This is a genomic window from Geminisphaera colitermitum TAV2, assembly GCF_000171235.2.
Classification (GTDB): domain Bacteria; phylum Verrucomicrobiota; class Verrucomicrobiia; order Opitutales; family Opitutaceae; genus Geminisphaera; species Geminisphaera colitermitum.
In genome coordinates this window covers 1-22,065 of record NZ_ABEA03000032.1, presented here as the reverse complement: position 1 = coordinate 22,065, position 22,065 = coordinate 1, and the positions used below count along the sequence as shown (strand labels likewise).

General features: G+C 64.3%; 8 protein-coding genes. 5 read left to right on the top strand and 3 right to left on the bottom strand.

From position 1 onward, the window contains the following. Both OBACDRAFT_RS03725 and hemW read right to left on the bottom strand, forming a co-directional pair. A partial coding sequence (locus tag OBACDRAFT_RS03725) for a hypothetical protein (RefSeq protein ID WP_043582913.1) occupies window positions 1-495 on the bottom strand: 495 nt, incomplete at its 3' end. A gap of 84 nt (window positions 496-579) precedes the next feature. Continuing rightward, a complete protein-coding gene (gene hemW, locus OBACDRAFT_RS03720; RefSeq protein ID WP_043582911.1) occupies window positions 580-1,839 on the bottom strand; it encodes a radical SAM family heme chaperone HemW in 1,260 nt (419 codons plus the stop codon). A gap of 84 nt (window positions 1,840-1,923) precedes the next feature. Between hemW and OBACDRAFT_RS03715 the strand changes: the two genes are divergently transcribed. Further along, entirely contained in the window at window positions 1,924-2,817 is an 894-nt protein-coding gene (locus OBACDRAFT_RS03715) for an IPT/TIG domain-containing protein (RefSeq protein WP_043582909.1), read from the top strand. 294 nt (window positions 2,818-3,111) lie between these two features. On the opposite strand, the gene OBACDRAFT_RS03710 is transcribed toward OBACDRAFT_RS03715, so the two are convergent. Further along, window positions 3,112-3,990 carry an Hpt domain-containing response regulator gene (locus tag OBACDRAFT_RS03710; RefSeq protein WP_043582907.1) on the bottom strand — a complete coding sequence of 293 codons (879 nt, stop codon included), beginning with the start codon at window positions 3,988-3,990 and terminating at the stop codon, window positions 3,112-3,114. A gap of 624 nt (window positions 3,991-4,614) precedes the next feature. Between OBACDRAFT_RS03710 and OBACDRAFT_RS03705 the strand changes: the two genes are divergently transcribed. From OBACDRAFT_RS03705 to OBACDRAFT_RS30510, 4 genes are all read left to right on the top strand, one after another. Further along, window positions 4,615-5,133 carry a hypothetical protein gene (locus OBACDRAFT_RS03705; protein WP_052361034.1) on the top strand — a complete coding sequence of 173 codons (519 nt, stop codon included), beginning with the start codon at window positions 4,615-4,617 and terminating at the stop codon, window positions 5,131-5,133. A gap of 37 nt (window positions 5,134-5,170) precedes the next feature. Further along, window positions 5,171-7,987: a DUF11 domain-containing protein gene (locus tag OBACDRAFT_RS03700; protein WP_043582905.1), complete on the top strand. Its 2,817-nt coding sequence runs from the start codon at window positions 5,171-5,173 to the stop codon at window positions 7,985-7,987. Between the two features lie 1,412 nt (window positions 7,988-9,399). Continuing rightward, window positions 9,400-14,202: a hypothetical protein gene (locus OBACDRAFT_RS03695; RefSeq protein WP_425601732.1), complete on the top strand. Its 4,803-nt coding sequence runs from the start codon at window positions 9,400-9,402 to the stop codon at window positions 14,200-14,202. Next, the coding region (locus OBACDRAFT_RS30510) for an isopeptide-forming domain-containing fimbrial protein (RefSeq protein ID WP_157836903.1) at window positions 14,199-22,065 on the top strand (7,867 nt) is incomplete at its 3' end. The genes OBACDRAFT_RS03695 and OBACDRAFT_RS30510, both read left to right, overlap by 4 nt.

The window sequence follows — 22,065 nt, the reverse complement described above, 5'->3', positions numbered from 1 at the left end:
CACCTGAATATCGGTGGAGGTTTTGTTGATGTTTTTGACGAGGTCGGGGAGTTCGTCGTCGTCCACTTCGACGTAGGTCATGATGGTGCCATCGGCGAAGGCTCCGTCGATGAGGCGTGCACCGACAGCGTCGCCGTTGAGGGTGAGGAGCAGGCGCAGTCCTTGGTTGGTGACGCTAAAGCGATAGAGGTCGCGGGCGGCTTGCGGTGTGAGTTGAAAGACGAGGAAGGGGCCGAGGTCGGACTTGGCTTGGGTGACCTTGACGATGTCGTATTCGGTGAACTGGGGGCTGGTGCGCACGTTGAAGGTGAGCCCGCTTTGCGGCAGGGTGACGGGGGCGCCGGCTTCGTTGGCGCGCGCTTCGATGAGGAAGCGGGTGACGATCACCGGGTAGTTTTTGGTCTTGCTTGAGGAGTTGCAGCCGGAAAAGAGGAGGGTTGCCGTCAGGGCTGCGAGGGCGAGGCCGAGGAGGGCAGGGAGGCGTTTTTTAGTCATAGAGGTGGAGTTGTGCAGAGGGGATTGAGGAAAAGCAATGCGCGCTTCATCTGCCCCGCACTCTTTCGTTTTTGCCCCGTCCTGTTATGCGGCTGCCTCGGTCAGGGCACCGACGAGTTCCGCGCCCACGGCGTCGGCAAGGAGGCGTCCGCGCGGGGTGAGGCGCAGGTGGTGGTGGCCGTCGTTGTTGCCGTTGTCCGTCTGTTCGGCGAGGCCGGTGGCAACGAGGCGCGCGGCGGCGGCGCGCAGGCGGGCAAGGGGCAGGCGGGCCTCGGCGTCGGGAAAGCGGGCGGCGAGCGCGTCGAGGTCCACGCCTTCGTTCATGCGGAGGCCGAAGATCGCGGCATCTTCCATGAGGAGCGCGGGGGTGAGCGGGGTGCGGTCTTCCGTGGCCCGGCGGCCTGCGTCCACGTGCGCCCGCCATTGCGTGAGGTCGGCGATGTTCGCGCCGCGCCAGCCGGCGTGTTGCGAGGCGGCGGCGGGGCCGAGGCCGGCCCAGGTGTGCATGCGCCAGGTATTCAGATTGTGGAGACAGGCGTGGCCGGGCCGGGCGAAGTTGGAGATTTCGTATTGGGCGTAGCCGGCCTGCGCCAGTCGCGCCCAGGTGGTCTCGTAGAGTCGCGCTTCGTGTTCGGGGTCGAGCTTCACTTTGCTTTGGGAGAGTTTGACCCAGAGCTTGGTGTCCTCCTCGAAGGTCAGGCAGTAGGTCGAGAGGTGGTCGGGGGCGAGGGCGATGGCTTGCTCCAGGTCGGCGATCCAGGCGGTTTCGTCCTGGCCGGGGAGGGCAAACATCATGTCGATGTTGACGCTGGCAAAGCCCGCCGCGCGCACGCGGTCGTAGGCGCGAAAGACTTGTTCGCGCGTGTGCTGGCGGCCCAGCGCGTCGAGCAGCGCGGGTTGAAATGACTGCGCGCCCATCGAGATGCGCGTGACGCCGGCGTCGCGCAGCACCGCCAGCCGTTCTGTCGTGACGGAGCCGGGCGCCATCTCCACGGACCACTCGGCGGGCGAGGTGGGCGTGGCGGCGGGGGGGGGGGGGGAGGCTGCGTGTGCCGCGCGTTCGCAGATGTCGTGGACGATGCCGCACAGGGTGTCGAGGTCGCGGGGGGAGAGCAGGCCGGGGGTGCCGCCTCCGAAAAAAATCGTCGAAATCGGTTGATCCCACTCCACCAGCGCGGCTTCGCGGGGCAGGGTTTGCAGGTAGTCGCGGATGCTTTGAGCGGTGGGGGATTCTTGGTAAAAGGCGCAGAAATCACAGGTGCGCGCACAAAACGGCACGTGAATGTAGAGTCCAAGTGATCCGCCGTTTTGTATTTTCGCTTCTTCTGTTCGCATTTCGCTCATTGCCAAGGGGGGGGCTTTCTGTTGCGTTCCGTCAACTTGGTTTTTCCGTGAAAATGGCAACCTTCCAAGCTCACTCATCTTAACATGAAACGACTCACCGCTATTCTCGCCACCGTGGCTGCGTGCCTGCTCCTCGCGGGCTGCAATCTGCAAATCACCAACCTCACGCCCGAAGCGATTCCTGACAATCCTTCGCGCATCTTTACTTTCTCGACGCGCATCGACCTGAAGGGCGTCAGCGTCGTCCCCGGGAGCCTTGTCGTGCGCATCGTCCTGGACGGGCAGAATTTCCAAATGAAGCCGAGCGAACTGGGCCAGAATATCTACGAGTTCGACTACCAGCTCCCGTCCGGGCGCGACGAGATCGCCTACTACTACGTTGCCAATTATAAGGTACAAAACGCTGGTGGCACCGCCTTCGCCAAGGAGGCTTATACGGATGTGATCCGTTCCCGCATCGTGGGTCGTTACGTGCTTTCGCTGGAGACCAACCGCGGTCCCGTCGGCGCGCGCGTCACGATCGTGGGGCGCGGCTTCACGCCGCAGGATTCGGTGGCGTTTGACGGCGAACCTGTTCGCACCGCCTACGATTCGGCCAACGCGCTTGCCTTCTACGTGCCCGCGGTGGCCGCCGGTCGCAATTATGCGGTGTCGGTCACCGGCTCCAGCGGCACGTCGCCGGTTGGCACTTTCCGTGTTGATCCGGGTTCCGTGCAGGTGACTCCGTCGGCGCTTTCGCTGACCACGGGCCACAGCCAGTCCCTCACCTTCACGCTGCCGACGCCGGCTCCGGCGGGCGGGCTGTTCCTCGACGTCACGACCGACATCCCGCAGAGCGTCGTCATGCCGGAGGTCAATGTCCCTGGCGGCAGCACCAGCGCCACGGTCACTGTCCAAGGTGGCTCGCCGGGCACCGGCAGTCTGTTCCTCAAGGGCTATGGGGCCGGCGAGGTGGTCATCCCCGTGACGGTGCGGTGAAAAAATACTGACTGAGGGAGCAGCGGTTCGCTCCCGGTCGCTTTGTCAGAGTGACGGCAGCCTGCCCGGCTGCCGTTTTGTGCGTATTGGGAACCTCTAAAAATTGCACAAAAGGTAACGAAGAAAACGAAGACAACCAATTGAGATGGAACTTCTGTTTTCAATAACCTATTGAAAACAAATAGATTAAAACATATTACGCTCCCTGTCTTTATCTTCGTTTTCTTGGTTACCTTCTGTGCAAAAATGAATTTTTAGGACCTCCCTATTGATTTTTCCACGCAGCGTGGCGTTTCAGGCGTTAGCTTTTTCCGTGGTCCCGGCGAGGTCGGATTGTATGGCGGCGAGCACAGTGGCGAGGTGAGCCATGGATTCCTTCACGGTCGGTCCGGCGGGGACTCCGCGCAGGGCGTTTTCGCAGGCATGGGCGGCGTCGTGAATGGTGGGCGCGCCAACGATGCCGGCGAGCGAGCCGAGATTGTGCGCCGCGAGGATGGCGCGGTCCTGCTGGCCGGTTTCAAGGGACTGGACGAGGCGTTGCCATTCGGCGTCAAACTGCGCCCGGCAATGTTGGAGCGCCTCGGTGAGTCCGCCGGGAAACTGGCTGGAGTGATTGGCGAGCACGGCGCGGATGCCAGCCGCGGGAAGCGGGGCAGGGTAGGGGGGGGGGGGCTGCTGCTGGGCCTTGGGTGGTGTGGCGGGAGCGGCGGTGTTTCGCGGCTCTTTACTTGCCGTGGTCTGTGCCGCCGCCGGTGCTTGGGCGAAGGGGGGGCGGGAGGAGGTTCGACCGTTTTCCCGGTTGCCCGGAGCGGTGGCGAGCATGGCTTGGACGCTGGTGGTGTCGAACGCTTTGGCCAGAAAGCCGTCCACGCCTGCGGAAAAACACTCGGCGCGCATCTCTTCGCTCGTGTCGGCGGTGATGGCAATGATGAGCAGGTCCGGGTATTTTTCCCTGATGTGACGGGCTACGGTGTCACCCCGGGTGCCGGGCAAGAGCCAGTCGAGAAAAACGACGTGGAAACGCTGCCGTTCCAAACAGACAAACGCTTCCTGGGCATCGACGGCCTCCGCCACGGCGTAGCCAAGGCGCACGAGGGTGCTGCGCAGGAGCATTCGGTTAAACCTGAAGTCATCAACAATCAGCGCGGTGCGTACCGGGACGTTGGGGGTCATGAGGGGAAGGCTGAAACGTCCAAAAGCTGAAAGCCGTGCCGGGCGGTGGCGGCAGTTTGCCAATCATCAGAATGTCGGCGGCGGTGTGTGACCGGATGTTTGGCGGGTTTCATATGCAGCATTCCAGATTTCAGGTTTCGGCGATTGTTCAGGTGAAGTCTCCATATCTTGTGGGAGGTTCTAAAAATTGCACAGAAGGTAACGAAGACAACGAAGACAACCAATTGAGATGGAACTTTTGTTTTTAACAACCTATTGAAGATAAATAAATTAAAACACATTGTGTTTCCTGTCTTTCTCTTCGTTCTCTTGGTTATCTTCTGTGCAAAAATGAATTTTTAGGATCTCCCTTGTGGGATATGGTCTTGGTCGTGGAGCGGAATTAGGGGATGTTTGTCATAATTAAGGTATCTTTACCCATTCTTAATATAGGTAAATTTACCCAGACGTGGCACTGTTATGCGTCAAAGAAATACGTCAGACCTTTCTTGAGCGAATCGCATTTCCGTGCCGGCGCACAGGTCTTCGTGACGTTTTTCACGGTGTCCTGCCGCAGTGGTTTTCGGGGCGTCGGTTCGTGTCGGTTTCACCGCACTCAGTCTGTCAGCCATCACTACCACACACATGAAAAAGACATTGCTTGTCTTGCTGCTCGCGGCCGCCTCGCTGGCGTCCGCTGTCTCCTACGCCATTGCCGCCGATGCACTTACCGCCTCGCTTGAGGCCGTCAAGGTCGTTGCCCAGGCCGATGGACGCGAGGGGTTCGTTGCCGCCGAGGCCGCCGCGCCGGGCGACATCATCGAGTATCGCGCCACCTACGCGAACACCACGGACCGCACGCTTACCAACGTCGCGCCCGAGATTCCCATCCCCGAGGGCCTGACCTGGCTTGCCGCCGCGAAGACACCCCTGGCACCTGTATCCGCGAGTCTCGATGGCGCGACATTTTCGCCCCTGCCGCTGCGCGACGCCGCCGGCCAGCCCGTGGCTCTGGAGCAGGTGCGCGCACTGCGTTGGAGCATCCCAGAACTCAAGCCCGCCGCCTCCGTGACCATCATCGTGCGCGCCACCGTCAACCGCACGCTGCCCTTCGCCCTGCCCTCGTCTTCCGCCGGCAACCAGCAACCAACAACCAGCAACTAACAATTTCCCCACTCGGAAACTCAGGAAACATCACACAATGAACACTACCACATCCCATCCGCCCTCCCGGGGCCGGCGCGGCAATTGGCTGCGCACGGTCCTCGCCGGGCTGACAATCGCCGGGTTGGCGTTGATCGCCTACGCGGCTGCACCGCTCGCCAACACGCCCATCGGCAACCAGGCCAAAGCCACCTACACGGACGCCTCCGCAGTCGTCCGCGAGGTGTTCTCCAACACCGTCATCACCACCGTCACGCAAGTCGCAGGCTTCACGCTCGTCACCGACCTCCAGCAAAAAGTCGCGACGCCCGGCAGCCAGGTGTATTTCCCGCACACCCTCACCAATACGGGTAACGGCATCGACACCTTCACGCTCACGCCGGCGCAGAATACGAGCACGGATGACTTCAATCTGACGTCCTTCTTCATCTATCCGGACAGCAATCAGGACGGTCTGCCCGACAACTACACGCCCATCACCACCACCGGACCGCTCGCGCCTGGCGCGGAGTTTCATGTTGTCCTCGTCGGCATCGTGCCGCCGACAGCCACCGCCGGTAATACGGGCATAGTCAGCATCACGGCGGCGACCACTCTCGCGGGATCGACCCTCGGGGCCATCACCAACACCGACACCGTCACCGTCGTCAGCGGCGCGGTGCTCAACGTCACCAAGGCCATCAACACCCCCTCCGGCCTGCCCGCGGCCACTGGTATCAAATATACCATTACCTACACCAACACCGGCAACGCCACCGCCACCAAGGTCACCCTCAAGGACGTGATCCCCGCCGGCCTCACCTACGTCGCTGGCAGCGCCCGCTGGTCCGTGCTCGGGGCAACTGCTCTGAGCGACACAGATGAGGGCACCACCTATCAGGGCACCGATCCCAACCAGATCGCTTATCGCTATGAGAACGGAGCCGGTACCAATACTCTTGAGGCTGTGATCCAGAAGGTCGCCCCCGGCCAGTCTGGTTTCATCACCTTTGATGTGACGGTCAACGCCCGGACGTATTTCACGACCAACATCCCTCCCATCGTCCTTCCCGCCCCCGCGCCCAACACGGCCACCTACGACTTCACCGAGAATGGAAGCGCTCCCTCCGGCACGCCCTACAACACCAACACCGTGCCCTTCACCATCCTTCAGGACGTGAGCTCCACGCTGACAGGTGACACCACGCCGCAGGACAACACCAAGCCCGGCACGCCCGGCGACGCGGCCAGCGAAATCCCGTCCACCGGCGCGCCCGCCGGCTCCACCGTCGTCTGGCACAACGTCGTGGAAAACACCGGCTCCGGCATCGACACCTTCGACATCACCGTTGGCAACAGCAACTTCCCCTCCGGCACCACCTTCCAGCTCTACCAGAACGACGGACAAACGCCGCTCGGAGACTCCAACGGCAACAGCACGCCCGACACCGGCCCTCTCGCACCCGGCGGTAAATACACCGTTGTCCTCAAGGCCATCCTTCCCACCAACGCCTCCGGCAACAACGGTGGCTCTGGCTTCAAGGTTACCAAGACGGCCACCTCGACCGTCGATCCCACCAAAACCTCCAATGGCGACGACACCCTCGCCGCCATCGTCGGCGCCAGCGTGGATCTGACCAACAACAAGACGATCGCCGGAGGTGCCGACACGGAGGATGGCAAGGGTATTGGCCCCGAATCGTCCGCCATCGTGACCAACGCCACCAATCCTGGTTCCAGCACCACGTTCACTCTTTATGTGAACAACACCGGTCCCTTTGCCGACAGCTTCAATCTGTCTTCCGGTGGCGGCACCCCCTCCTCCATCGGGGCGCTTCCCGCTGGCTGGACGGTCGTCTTCCATGAAGGCAGCGCCACTGGCCCGGTCGTGTCCAACACCGGTTCCATTCCTGCCGGCGGCTCCAAGGTGATCTACGCCGTCGTGTCCGTGCCCGCCGGATACAAGGCCGGTGACGAGTCGATCTTCTTCAAGGTCGCCTCGCCCATCAACGCTGCGGCGGTCGATACCATCCACGACCAAGTCACCGTCAACGTCATCCGCGGCCTCTCGCTCCAGACCGACCAGGTCGGCCAGACCTATCCCGGCGGCTCCGTCGTTTACGAGCACATCCTGAAGAACAACAGCAACGTCACCGAAGGCAACACCACCGGCAGTACGATCGGTTTCGATGCCCTCCATGACTCCCTGTCTGCCATCGGCTTCACCTCCGTGCTCTACTACGATGCCAACGGCGACGGCATCCTCGACTCTGCTGACCCGGTCGTCACCACGGCCCTCAACGGCATCAGCGGACTCTCCGGCGGCCTCGCGTCCGGCCAGCAAATCCGCCTCTTCGTGAAGGTCTTCGCCCCGCTCGGCGCGCCCGACAACGCCAGCAACGCCACCACCCTCACGGTGACAGTGACCACCAATGCCACTGGCCCGCTTAACGGCATCACCATCGTCGCGCCGATCTCCAACTTCGACACCACCAGCGTCACCCGCGGTGACTTGTCGGTGGAGAAAAAGCAGGCGCTCGATGCGAACACCGACGGCGAGCCTGACTTACCCTTCACCACGGCGCAACTCACCGCGCCTCCCGGCACGCGCATCCTGTATCAAGTCACCGTGACCAACACCGGTTCGGCCGATGCCACCAGCATCACCGTCAACGACACCGCCCCGGCCAACACCACGTTCGACACCACCTACGGATCTGCTCCTTATGGCACCGTCACCTACACGGATAACACCGGAGCCTCACCAGCGCCCGGCACCTTCACCCAGGCGGACGGCGTGATCACCGTGGACATCGGCACGCTCAAACCCGCGGCGAAGGCCACCATCACCTTCGCGGTGAAGATCAACCAGTAACCAATCGGACTAACGACACTTCTCCGGCAACCCAGTCAGAGTTGCCGGACCTGCAAAGAGGCGCCGCCCGCAGTGAGTCATTCATGTGGGCGGGCGGCGCCCATCTCTTTCAACCTCTCCGCTCATAGCACCCAGCGCTTGGCACTTTCACTCTTCCAGTGATGCTCCGCTTTGTCCGGCTTTTCGCCTGCACCTTCCGCTCGCTTCCTGCCGCGCTTCTCGCGCTGGTCCCGACGGTTGCATGCGCGTTCGCCGTCCTCGCGCCTGTCGTCCTCCGCGCCACGCCACCCGCGCCGGGCACGATCATCCGAAGCCAGGCTGGGCTCACTTACGTTGACCCCCTGACCTATCAGTCTCGCACCCTCCTCTCCAACACCGTGCAGGCTGTAGTCACCGGCGTTCCCGGCCTCGACTTGCAGGCCGACCGCATCGCCGCCGCCACGCCCGGCGCGTGGTTTGTGTTTCCCCACATCCTTACCAACACCGGCAACGACACCGGCACCTACACCCTCACCCCCTCGCGCCTCCCCGGCGGCGGCTTCGACTTGGAGCAGACCGCCCTGGCCATCGACATCAACGGTAATGGAGAATTCGATACCGGAGAATCGCTGTATCCATTTTCCACTACGTCACCGGCCGGACACACCGTCACCCTGCCCGCCGGCGGCGAGTTGCGCGTGCTCCTCATCGGCCGCGTCGCCGGCACCGCCCTCACCGGCCAGGCACGCCTCCAGCTTCAGGCCGCGCTCGCCGCCCCCGCCCCCCCCCCCCCCGTCACCAACACCGACACTGTCCTCGTCGGCGTCGGCGGCATCCAGTTTTCCAAAAGCGTCAGCGCTCCCACCGCCGTCGCCGGAGACACCGTTGTCTATACTCTCACCGGCACGAACAACCATCCCATCGCCCTCTTGCCTGTCCCCGTCACCATTGACGGCGCACCCACTGCCGCCGTGATCGTCCGCGACACACTGCCCGACGATCTCTCCCTCGTTTCCTTCGTCCAGACCGGCCCCGCCACCCCGCTCTATCACACCATCGGCGCCGCCGCCGACGCCTACACCACCACGCCTCCCTCCGGCGGACTTGCCTGGGTGGATGCCGTGGCCTTTGCCTTCCCCCCCATCAACCCCGGCGATTCCTTTAGCGTCTCCTTCCGCGTCCGCGTCGATGCCAGCGCCTCCGGCGCCATTCACAACATCGCCATCATCCAGGCCCTGACCGGCACCGAACCCATCTCCCTCAGCTCCAACGTCGCCACCCTCAAAGTCCCCGAGCGTCAGCCCGCCATCGGCTACTACACCCCCCCCTTCACCAACCACGTCATTGCCACCCGCGCGGGTGGCAATCTTTACGTCGGTGTTGAGGGCGGCTCCTGCGGCACGCTGCCCTATCCGCCCGACCCCGTGCGCCGCATGGTCACCGTCATCATCGTCTCCCGCGACACTCAGGACGGCGAGACCTTCACCGCCATCGAGACCGGCCACAACACCGGCTTCTACATCGTCAACACGCACCCCAACGTGCTCTCCGTTTACGATCCCGCCTACAACCTCGTGCCCACGCAGCAATCCGCCAGCGCCGTCCTCGGCGACCGTATCCTGCAAACCGTGCGCAAGGACCTGCTCACCGCCCGCATCCAGGATTGCCATGGCGTCGAGATCAGCAGCCGCATCCTCATCGACCCATTCGGCATCGTGTACGACAGTCGCACCGGTGAGCCCGTCTCCGGTGCCATCGTCACCCTGCAACGCGAGATTTCGCCCGGCGTCTTTGCCGACGCCACCGAGGTCCGCAATTTCGAAGGTGACCTCATCAGCAACCGCCAGACGACCGCCGCCGTTGGCGAGTTCAATTTCCCTGCCGTCCCCCCCGGCGTTTACCGCATCGTCGTCGCCCCGCCTGATGGCTACATCTTTCCCAGCGTCATCCCCCCCGGTGGCCAGCCCGCTGGGCGCCTCATTCACCTCGGCTCCCTTTCCGGCGGTTCCTACGGCAACGCCTTCCCCATCGACCTCACCACCGGCGCAGTGCAACTCGACATCCCGCTCGACACCACCATCGCCGACAACTTCGTCTTCGAAAAGAAAGGCTCGCGCGACACCGCCGAGATTGGCGACTCCGTCATCTACGAACTGAAACTCGCCAACGACTCCGGCGCACCCTTCCCCTACACCTTCATCGACGACACCCTGCCCCCCGGTTTCCGCTACGAACGCGGCACCACCCGCCTCGTCCGCAAGAGTACCGGCGCCGTCACCACCGCCGATCCCGCGGGCGGCGTCGGACCCCGCCTCCGCTTCCCTGTCGGCACCCTTGACGACGGCGACTCCGTCATCGTCACCTACCGCGTGCGCCTCACTCCCGGCGCGGAGAAAGGCAACGGCATCAACACCGCGCAGGCCACCAGCTACGGCCCGCCTGTCCTCTCCAGCAACACCGACACCCACCGAGTCAAGGTCGACGCCGGCATCTTCGACCCCAAGGCCGTCATCATCGGTACCGTATTCGTGGATACCAATGCCAACGACATCCAGGACCCCGGCGAGCCCGGCGTCCCCGGCGTGCGCCTCCTCCTCGAAGACGGCACCTTCGCCATCACCGATGGCGAAGGCCAGTACAGCATCTACGGCCAGCGCCCCATCACCCACGTCCTCAAGCTCGACCCGCACACCCTCCCCCCCGGCGCAAAACTCGGCGGCAAGAGCCCGCGCTTCGCCGGCGACCCCGGCTCCCGATTCGTCGATCTCAAAAATTACGAACTTCACAAAGCCAACTTCATGCTTGTGGACCCCACGCCCGGACTCCTTGCCGCCATCGAGGCGCGCCGCAAACAGATCGACACCTGGCAACCCGAAATCGCCACCGTGCTTGATCGCAACTTCAACGCCGACGGCACTCCCACGCTCGTCAGCGACCCCAAGGGCCAGTCCGCTGCCGGCTTCATCCGCGGCAACGCCTCCGGCTCGCCCCTCTCCTTCGCTCCCGTGCTCCCCGAAGGAACCCTCACTCCGGCCAACTCCAGCCTGCCCCCCGGTCCCGTCGCCCCCGTGCCCATCGTCGATCTGGAAAAACTCACCGCCACCCTCGCCGACGACGCCCCCGGCTTCATCGACCTGCGCGACGGCGACACCCTCCCCGCCACCCAGGCCACCCTCCGGGTCAAGGGCGCCCTCGAAGCCCGCCTCTCGCTCCTCGTCAACAGCCAGCCCGCCCCCGAGTCCCGCATCGGCAAAACCGTCCAGCAAACCACCCCCGGCCTCCCCCCGATCCAGGCTGTCGAATACATAGCCCTCCCGCTCCAGCCCGGCCCCAACACACTCACCCTCATCCAGAGCGACCTCTTCGGCAACGAACGCGCCCGTACCGAAATTACCATTACAGCCCCCGGCGAACTCGCCCGCTTCCAGCTCGCCTATTCCACGCCCGCTCCCGTTGCCGACGGACGCACCCCGCTCGAAGTCACCGTCACCGCTGTCGATGCCTCCGGAGTTCCCGTCACCGCCAGCATGCCCCTCACGCTCGAAACCACCCTCGGACGCTGGGACGCCGCCGACGTCAACCCCGACGAACCCGGTGTCCAGGTCGTGTTCACCGGAGGCCGCGGCGTTTACCGCCTCATCCCGCCGATCGAGCCCGGCGAAGCCCGCATCGCCATCTCCAGCGGCACGATGAAGGCCGCCGGGCGCATCGCTTTCCTCCCCGAACTCCGCCCCATGATTGCCGCCGGCATCATCGAAGGCCGTTTCGCCCTCAACAAACTCAGTTCCGACGCCCTCATCCCCGTCTCCCCCGCCGACGCCTTCGAATCCGAACTGCGCAACAACGCCGGTATCGGTTCCGACGGTACAGCCTCCGGTCGCGCCGCCTTTTATCTCAAGGGAAAGATCAAAGGCGACGCCCTCCTCACCATCGCCTACGATTCCGACAAGAAAAAGGACGACGTGGAACTCTTCCGCGACATCGACCCCGACGCCTACTACCCCGTTTACGGCGACTCCTCTGTCAAAGGCTACGACGCCCAGTCCACCGGCAAACTCTACGTGCGCATCGACAAAAACCGCTCCTGGCTCCTCCTCGGCGACTACAACACCCGCTCCGAATCCGAGGCCCGCGAACTCGGCGACTACAACCGCAGCCTCAACGGTGTTCGCGTGCAGCACGAAACCTCGCGCTTCAAGGGCGGCCTCTGGGCCAGCGACGACAGCACCACGCAAGTCATCGGCGAACTCCCCGCCAACGGCACCTCCGGTCCCTTCAACTTCTCCTCCGGCGACGGCGTCCGTGGCAGCGAGACTGTCGAAGTTCTCGTGCGCGACCGCAACCAAAGCTCCGTCATACTCAAGACCACCGTGCTCACCCGCAACGTGGACTACGATTTCGAGCCCTTCAGCGGACGCCTCCTCCTGCGCCGCCCCGTTGCCTCCGTCGATTCTAATTTCAATCCCCAGTCCATTCGCATCACCTATGAAGTCGATGCCGGCGGCCCCAAGTTCTGGGTCTATGGCGGCGACGCGCAGATCAAACTCTTTGAACGCTTCGAGGTTGGCGGCTCCTTTGCCCGCGACGAAAACCCCGCCGCTCCCTACGACCTGCAAAGCGCCAATGCCACCCTCCGCCTCGCCGCCGGCACCTACCTCATGGTCGAGGGCGCGCGTAGTGATTCCCTCCTTACACCCTCTGATCTCTCGCGCTCCGTCGGCTACGCCGGCCGCGTCGATCTGCGCCACCAGTCCGCCGGGACCGAGGCTCGCGTCTTCTTCGGCAAGACCGAGGAAACCTTCAACAATCCCTCCGCCTCCCTCAACGCCGGTCGCGTCGAAGGCGGGGCCAAGATCACCCGCCAGCTCGCTCCCCGCACCCAGTTGATCGGCGAGGGCATTTACACCGAGGACGTCGCTGGCTCCGGCAACCTCAAGGGCGTGCGCGCCGACATCGCCTACACCTTTGAAAATCAGGTGCGCCTCACCACCGGAGCCCGTTACAGCGAGGAAACCACCACACCCGCCAACCCCGGCCCCAATGCCGCCGACACTCCCATCACCGTGCGCAGCGTGCGTGCCCGCGTCGATACGCCCGTGCCCCGGGTTCCGCAGGCCAGCGTCTTCGCCGAGTACGAGCAGGACGTCGTCGAGGCCGACCAGCGCCTCGTCGCCGCCGGCGGTGCCTATCAGGTCAGCACCAAGACCCGCCTCTATGCCCGCCAGGAATTCATCTCGTCGCTCGGCAGCGATTTCGAGCTCAACACCAGCCAGCAAAACAACCGTACCCTCATCGGCGTCGAGACCGAGTATTTGAAAGACGCGTCATTTTATAACGAATACCGCGTGGCCGATGCCGTTGACGGCGGCCAGGCCGAGGCTTCCACCGGCCTGCGCAATCTCTGGAACGTCGCTGACGGACTCCGCCTCAACACCACCTTCGAGCGCGTCACCCCCTTCGACGGCGACAGCACCAACGAATCCACCGCCGCCACCGCCGCCTTCGAATACACCCGTCCCGCCGACTGGAAGGCCACCGGCCGCATCGAAGGCCGCTGGGCCGATTCCGGTGACAACTATTTGAACACCTTCGGCTACGCCCGGAAACTCAACGAGCAGTGGACCTTTCTGGGACGCTCCATTCTCAACACCCAGCTTTACGACACCGCCGACTCGACCGACCTCTGGCAAGGCCGCCTCCTCGCCGGCCTTGCCTGGCGCCAGACGGAGAAGGACGAATGGAACGCCCTTTTCCGCTACGAGTACAAATACGAACGAGGCTCCGCCTCCCTTGGCGACGAAACCATGCGCAGACAGGTCCACACCCTTGCCACCAGCGTCAACTACCAGCCCTCGCAGCGCTGGATATTTTCCGGCCACTACGCCGGCAAGTTTGTCATCGAGCGCGACGGCTACGGTGGCGACGCCGACTACTTCGCCCACCTCCTCGCCGGACGCGCCATCTGGGAGATCACCGAAAAGTGGGACATTGGCCTCAACCTCGCCGTCACCTTCTCCGAATCCTTCGGCAACGCCCAGTATGCCGTCGGCCCCGAGATTGGCCGTGTATTCACAAAAAACGTACGCATCGGGCTCGGCTACAACATTGTCGGCTTCACCGACCGCGATTTCGACACTGCCAGCACCTCGCAGGGCCTCTTCCTGAGCCTGCGCATCAAGTTCGACGAAAACCTCTTCAAATGGGCCAGCTTCAAAAAAACGGAGGACGCGCGATGACCCCTCCAGCAAACCGAAAGTCTGCCACGTGGCGCGGGCGTCCCGCCCGCCTCTTCCCTTTTCTGGCCTCTGGCTTTCTTCTCTTCCTCCTCCTCTTCTTCTTCGCCACGCCGCAGGCCCGCGCCGCCGCCGCCATTTCCAACAGCGCCCAATCCTTCACCGCCGCCGACGGCTCCCGCACCTACATGGATCTCGGCAAAGTTTGGAACGGCTCCAACTCCGGCTCGACCAACGGCGACACCATTACCGTCACCTACACCAACACCGGCGACGCCACCGCTTTCGACTTCCGCCCCTCCGTCACCCTTCCGGCCAACGTGACCACGGTCGGCACGCCCGCGGTCGTGATTACCCCGACACCTTCGCCCGCCGTCACCGCCTCCTTCTCCGGCACCGCCCCCAACCTCACCGTCAACCTCACGCAGAGCGGCGGCTCCTACGATCTTCCCGTCGGAGCCAAGGTTGTCCTCACCTACAAAATCCTCGCCGGGTCCACCGCCACCCCCGGCACGCCCGCCATCACCCACGGCAGCAGCTACTCCGCCACCGATAACGGCTCCCGCATCACCAGCCCAACGACCTCCAGCCTCAACATCACCCTGCGCGCGGGCGACAGCACCATCACCGTCACCCCCCCCCAGCAAGAGAAGGCCGTGGGCGAAACGGCGACCTTCAACATTACCGTCACCAACACCGGCCTTGGCGGCCTCTTCGACGTCACCATCGACGAATCCGCCATCACCGGCGCCAACGGCAACCTCGTCCTCCAAACCCTCACCAGTTCCACCCCCGGCGTCACCGGTTCCTCCCCCGTCCTCACCATCCCCTACCTGGCCCCCGGAGCCACCTTCACCGCCACCGCCACCGCCAAGGTCAACAAATGCGGCGACATCACCAACACGGTCGTCAGCCGACACTACGCCACCGGCACCGCCACCACGGAGGCCACCGCTGCCGTCCAACTCAATTTTCAGCAGCCCCTCGTCGTCTATTCCCCCTCTGCCGTCACCCTCAGCTACAACAACGCCGTCGCGGTTTCCTTCCCTATCAACAACACCGGCCTCGGCGCCGCCCAGTCCTTCAAGCTCAACGCCGCCATCCCCGCCGGCCTCACCGTTGGCAACGTCGCCGCCGGCTGGACCTATTCCAACGGCGTCTTCACCTATACTGCCAACAGCGGCACCATCCCCAACGGCGGCTCCGCCACCCTCTCCTATACCCTCTCCATCACCAACCCCTGCACCACCTACGGCAACGGCACCATCACCTATTCCCCCTCCTACACCAACGCCTGCGGTGACCCCTACTTCATCCCCATCCAGACCCAGAACGTCCTCCCTCCCACCGACGCCCCCTCCCTCACCTTGACCAAGACCGTCAGCTCCGACCGTCTCGCCATCGGCGAGCAGGGCTCCTACACCCTCACCCTTTCCGCGAACAACGTCAGTAATATCAGCTCGCCCACTAATATCATCGTCACCGATGTCCTCCCCGCCGCGGTCGAATACCTCAGTCACACCTTTTCCTCCGGCACGGGCATCACCGTCAACAGGTCCGGTCAGACCGTCACTTGGACCGTTCCCAGGGCCAGGTTTAGCACCAACGGTACCAGCCACACGCTGACCATTAACTTTGCCGTCGCCAACGATCCCTGCAACGCTGGCACCCAGCCGATCAACACCGCCAGCACCAACAACCTGACCACCAACAGGAGCTGTACGCTCAACGCCACCGCCAGCGCCAGTTTCCTGATCTCCAACAACCCCGGTCTCGTCGCCTCCCAGTTCTTCAACGTCACCGGCTCGCCCACCGGTGGTCTCTATGAGACCGGAAACGCCGACTCCAGCACCCTTGGCACCCTCGGCACCCGCGACGCTGGCGAGGGCGAGTTCATCCCCCTTGAGGCTGGCTACACCTTTGGCTCCACCTACCCCGGCACCTGGACCGGCTCCACCTACCGCGACCGTTTCGGCGAGATCCCGAACACCCAGATGAGCCTGACCCGGCGCAGCGGCAGCCAGTCCGGTGTCGAGTATCGCTGGCGCACCGGCGCGGGCTCTTGGAGTTCTTGGCTTTGGGTTCCCTACGCTTCGCTCTCCCTCTCAAGCCCCGGCTTCAGCATCAATCTCGGCTTCCTCAACAGCGTGACCGGCGGCGATGCCGTCGCCAACAAATCGGTCGAGTTCCGCTACTACGTCACCGCCACCGACGCCGCCGTTTCCTCGGCCCCCTACACCCTCGCCGTCACCCAGACTACCACCCTCAACCTCGCTGGCGCAGGCACCGGTAGCCCGGGCGGTTGCAATACCCCCACCCAATCCACCTTTACCCAAGGCGTTTTCTACACCCTCGCCCGCGCCCAGGCCCAGATCGCCCTCTCTCTCCCCGCCACCCTCGAAGTCTGTAAAGACGAACTCCTCACCCTCACCGTCTCCAACGCCAACGCCAAACAGGCCCGCGACATCCTCGTCACCCTCCTCAACAGCGGCACCGACTACGTTTACGACACCGGCTACACTCCCACCTACGGCGGTGTTTTCTCCTCCGGCAATATCACCTACACCGCCAATGGCGGCACCAACCCCACCTTCCAATACACCGGCGATGCCCTCACTGGCAACGGCACCATCACCGTCCGTGTCCGCCGCAAGGCCTACGCCAACGGCGACACCACCCCCCGCTCCCTCACCGCCCGCGTCAATTACGACTCGTGGGACACCGTCGTTGACACGCCCACCACCAACCGCGCCTACAACTCCACCACCACCTACACCCCCTCCGCCATCCGCAAGGCCACCCTCGCCCTCCGCGTCACCCCCGAAACTCTCAGCGTCGTCGGCGATACCGTCACTTACGTCATCAACGCCACCAACACCGACGCCGGCGCCGCCTACGGCTCGCAAGTTGTCACCACCCTGCCCACCGGCATCACGGTCGATACCGGCACCACCACCGGCTACGTCCTGACCACGGATGGCAGCGGGCGTCAGGTCCTCACATGGAACCTTGGCACCATCGCCTCTGGCGCGACCCTGACCCGCACCATCGTCGCCAAGGTCGGCACTGGCACCGGCTGTGGTGCGAACATCGGCGCCACCACCATCCAGGCCTTCTGGGGTTGTGACGCCATCCAGCAGCAGACCGTCATCATTTCCTCCCCCGCCTACGTCTTTCCCTCCGGCAAAATGCAGATTCTCCACGACACCAGCGGCTCGGTCGCCAAGCTCTGCGACTCCGGCACCATCGTCGTCATCCTCCGCAACACCGGCCCCACCCAGATCAATAACGCCGTCATCAAAGAGGTTACCTCCCCCTCCACCACTGGCATCACCATCAACGGCACTGTCAAATACAGCGTCAACGGCGGTACCCTCCTGAACGCCGCCTCTGCTCCCACTGGCACCGGTGCCTCCGGCTCCCCCTACACCTGGACTTCCACCCAAATCTCCGCCCTCTCCAAGCTCCAGCCCGGCGACACCATCCGGCTTGAAATTCCCATCCAGACCAACTCCTCCGTCTTCAGCACCAGCGCCACCCCCGGCCTCAACGTTTCCGCCAGCGGCACCCGCGTCTGCGGCGACACCATCGCCTTCCCCGCCGACGGATCTCCCGGCGACACCTTTAGCATCCCCGTCCAGCGCCCCGTCATCGTCGTCAACAAGACCGGCCGCAACAAGACCGCCAACCAGCCCAACACCAACTATACCGAGACCGTTTACGGCGGTCGCGGCGACGTCATCGAGTGGCAGGTCACCGTCCAGAACACCGGCAACATCCCTGCCATGTATCTCCGCATCACCGACCAGCTCACCGGCACCGGCACGGGCAACACCGCCACCATCAGCGGCCCCGGCATCACCGGCACCCAGACGCTAAGCGCCAATACCCCCTTCGTCATCTCCAGCGCCACCACCATCGCCGCCGGAGCCACCGCCACCTACCTCATCACCGAGACCATCGGCAACACTTGCGCCTCCGGCACCCTCTCCCCCCTCGTCGATGTCACTTGGGGCTGCTCCGCTCCCGCCGCCGGCCAGCGCAACACCATCTCCGCCCCCGGCACCCCCTCTGACACCGCCAGCCTCGTCCTCCAGCCCACCATCGGTAGCGGGAGCGCCACGCTCTCCCAGAGCATCGAATACCTCAACGGAGGTCGCGCCAAAGTCACCGTCACCATCGAGAACCTCGGCGGCAACGCCTACGCCCTCGTGCTCGAAGACCACTTCCGTCTCTCAGGCGGCGCGGACAACCCCGACATGGTGTTCGACACCACGGTCGCCCCCACCTTCACCCACACCCGCATGTCGGGCAGCCCCAACAACGGCAGCCCCACCGAGCCCATCACCGGCGTCACGGTCAACAACACCAACACCGCCAAGCCCACCTTCACCTTCACCGGCGGCACCACCGTCGGCTTCAACGGCTTCAACCACATCGTCCGCTACATGGACCGTGTGACCCTCACTTATTACGTCCGCCCCACCGTCGCCGACACCACCTTCGCCAGCAGCTTCCCTGACCTTGCCACCACGGAAAACGGCACTGCCCGCGACCCCTCGCTTCCCCGCACCGCCACCAACCGCCTCACCCTCACCTACAGAAACGCCTGCAACACCGCCACCAGTCCTGTCAACGACACCGAACTCGACCTGAAGAGCCCCAACCTCGACATCACCGCCGTCGGCCCCAACTCGGGCAACACCCTCCTCACCGCCACCGGCACCACCAACTTTACCTTCACCGTCACCAACGTCGGTGACGCCGCCTCCATCGCCGATTTCATCAACCTCAAGCTCACCGCCGGCACCGGCTGGTCGAGTGTCACCGTCACCCTCACCACCCCCGGCGTTGGCGGCACCGGCGGCACGGCCACCAAATCGGGCAACATTTACACCTTCACCTCCGCCCAGGTTGGCACCCTCGCCAAGGACGCCTCGGCCGTCATCACCGTCGCCGCCAACTACAACGCGACCAGTTCCAGCGGCCCCCTCTCCCTCCTCCTCGAAGCCAAGGGCGAGGCCCGCAGCCAGAACGGCACCACCATCAACCACAACTACTCGCTCGACCAGCGCGCCCAGCGCGTCCTCGGCGTCACCCTCGCCAAGACCCGTCAGTCCACCTCCGAGCCCGACGGCTCCTCCTCCGCCAACTACGCGCTGATCGGCGAGGACGTCACCTGGCGCGTCACCGCCACCATCCGCGGTGCCGAGGATGCCGTCACCAACATCCGCGTCTTCGACCAACTCCGCCGAGGCTCCCGCACCGCCAACGACGATAACAATTTCGGCTTCGTCCGCGTCGGCTCCACACCCTTCGTCAGCACCACTGGCACGGGGCACACCGCCGGCACGCTCACCCTCGCCTCTGCCACCAACAACGCGGGCACCGCCACCAACGCCACCAGCGGCCTCCTCACCTTTTCCGTCCCCAATCTCACCGCCGCCGACACCGCCACCGGCAAAACCATCGCTTTCGACCTCGTCGCCCGAGCCCAGAACCTCGCCGCTGGCGGCAACAATAACAACGACGACGCCACCCGCTACAACCGCGCCGGCCTGCGCTTCGATTACCTCGGCGTCACCTTCTACCCGCCCTCGGCCAACAACTACGGCGGTCTGGCCGACATCGGCACCGTCCCCACCGCCGGCAACACCGGCGTCGCGGTCGCCGACCTTTACCAGCAAGACTCGGTCGTCATCCGCCGTCCCGGCGACTCCGACCTGACCATCGCCAAGACCGTCCGCAATCTGACCAAGAGCGAGACCACCTTCAACGCCACCACCGCCGGTCAGGCGGGCGATGTTGTGGAATACAAGATTGTGATCACGAGTAACGCCGCCGCCGCTCGTCCCTTCCACTCTCTCCGCGTTACCGACACCGTGCCGGCCAAGATCGTGCTGGACACCACCTCCGCCAACCGAGGCCGCTCCACCAACGGCACCACCATCGCCACCAACGGCCTCGGTGCCATCGACGTCCCGACCAACACCATCACCTTCGACCCGACCAACGCCGTTTTCGGCACCATCGGCGCCAATCTGGCACGCCTCGACAACGGCACGGGCAACCAGATCATCTTCCTCTATCGCGGCACCCTCCAAAACACCGTCAATCCCAACGAGACCCTGACCAACAACGCCTCGGCCATCGCCTACTCCGTGCCGGTGGATGCCAGTGGCAAATCGACCAATCAGCTCGCGATGCAGGGCACCGCCCTCGCCGCCAACAGCACTCCCTCCGCCCCCCGCTACTACAGCGCCACTACCAGCGCCAACGTGACGGTCAACCCCATCACCATTGTCGATACCCAGAAGCGCATCATCGCCACCTCGGTCGGCAGCGATACCTCGACCACCGTCCAGATCGGCGAACAGATCCGCTACGAGATCGGCCTCATCCTCCCGCAAGGCACCATCCCCAGCCTCCGCGTCTATGACCAACTCCCCGCCGGCCTCGGCCTCCTCACCCTTGAATCCGTCCAGTTCGGCTCCGCCATCGACTCCGGCTCACGCGTCCAGCCCACCCTCGTGAGCGGTGTTCCCGGCACCCCGCAAACCCCGCATACCCCCGCTTCGCCCTTGGCCGGCAACCCGCTCAGCCTCACATGGAAATTCGCCGACAACGTGCTCGTTAACACCGGCGCTGACGCCGATCGCACCGTTTACATCCGCTACGTCGCCCAAGTCCGCAACATCGCTGCCAACACCCGCACTACCACCCTGACCAACAACGCCCAGTTCTCCTTCGCCAACACAGGCAGTCCGGCCAAGACCAACATCACCTCCATCACCGCCACCATTGCCGAGCCCGTGCTGACCATCACCCACGGCGTTCGCAATCAGACCCGCAACCCCTCCGGCTCCTACGTCACCACGATCAACGGTAATGACGCCACCAATGCTCCCGACGCCGGCGACATCCTCCAATACCAGACCGTCCTCACCAACACCACTGGCGGCACCTATTCCCCTGCGTACGATCTGCGTATCATCGCCACCCTGCCCCCCGGCGTCTCCTACGTGCCCGACTCCACCAGCCTCCCCGCCCTCGGCAACCCCGAGATCACCGGCGACATCTCCACCGGCTTTGTGCTCACCTGGGGCCGCGACCGCACCGCCGGCGCCACCGACCACGACCTCGCCCTTGGGGCCAGCCTCACCTTCACCTACCGGACGCTTGTCGCCGACACCTCGCGCCCCGGCCAGCCCTACGCCTCGAAACTCACCGCCGACTGGACCTCGCTCGACGGCACTCCCGGCCCCGACCTGCAAGCCATCCTTCCAGCAACCCCCGCCGTCGCCTCCTCCGGCGCCGAATACGGCGAACGCGCCTCTCCGGCCCTGCCGTTCCCGGAAACGGCCACGCTTCCCAACAATTACCATCGCCTCCTCAACACCACCGTCACCGCCCGCGACACCAGCGTGATCGCCAAGGTTCGCACCGGTGACGACCCCCTGCCCCGCAAGGCTGACGATACGCCCGGCGACTCCCCGCGCACCGGCGGCTTCCGCATCGGCGACATCGTTACCTACACCGTCACCGCCACCCTTCAGGAAGGCACCCTTAACAACTTCAGGATCACCGACCAACTCCCCGCCGGCCTCGCCTTTATCAACACCGTTTCCATCACGCCCGCCCCCCACGGCGGCACGCCCACCGCCACCCAGCCCCTCGCCTACACCGTTCCTGTCACCGGCTCCACCGCCCCCGCCACCAACGCCACCGGCACGCTCACCTGGAACTTCGGCAACCTCGTCAACACCGGCGTGGACGACCAGCCCGCCGCCAACAACAACTCCAACAACACTCTCGTCGTCACCTACCGCGCCCGCGTGCTCAACGACGCCACCGGTACCAGCCCCC

Excerpts from the sequence above, each read along its gene's own strand:
- hemW (WP_043582911.1), bottom strand. The coding sequence starts at position 1,839 with ATGAGCGAAATGCGAACAGAAGAAGCGAAAATACAAAACGGCGGATCA.
- OBACDRAFT_RS03715 (WP_043582909.1), top strand. The coding sequence starts at position 1,924 with ATGAAACGACTCACCGCTATTCTCGCCACCGTGGCTGCGTGCCTGCTC.
- OBACDRAFT_RS03710 (WP_043582907.1), bottom strand. The coding sequence starts at position 3,990 with ATGACCCCCAACGTCCCGGTACGCACCGCGCTGATTGTTGATGACTTC.
- OBACDRAFT_RS03705 (WP_052361034.1), top strand. The coding sequence starts at position 4,615 with ATGAAAAAGACATTGCTTGTCTTGCTGCTCGCGGCCGCCTCGCTGGCG.
- OBACDRAFT_RS03700 (WP_043582905.1), top strand. The coding sequence starts at position 5,171 with ATGAACACTACCACATCCCATCCGCCCTCCCGGGGCCGGCGCGGCAAT.
- OBACDRAFT_RS03695 (WP_425601732.1), top strand. The coding sequence starts at position 9,400 with ATGGTCACCGTCATCATCGTCTCCCGCGACACTCAGGACGGCGAGACC.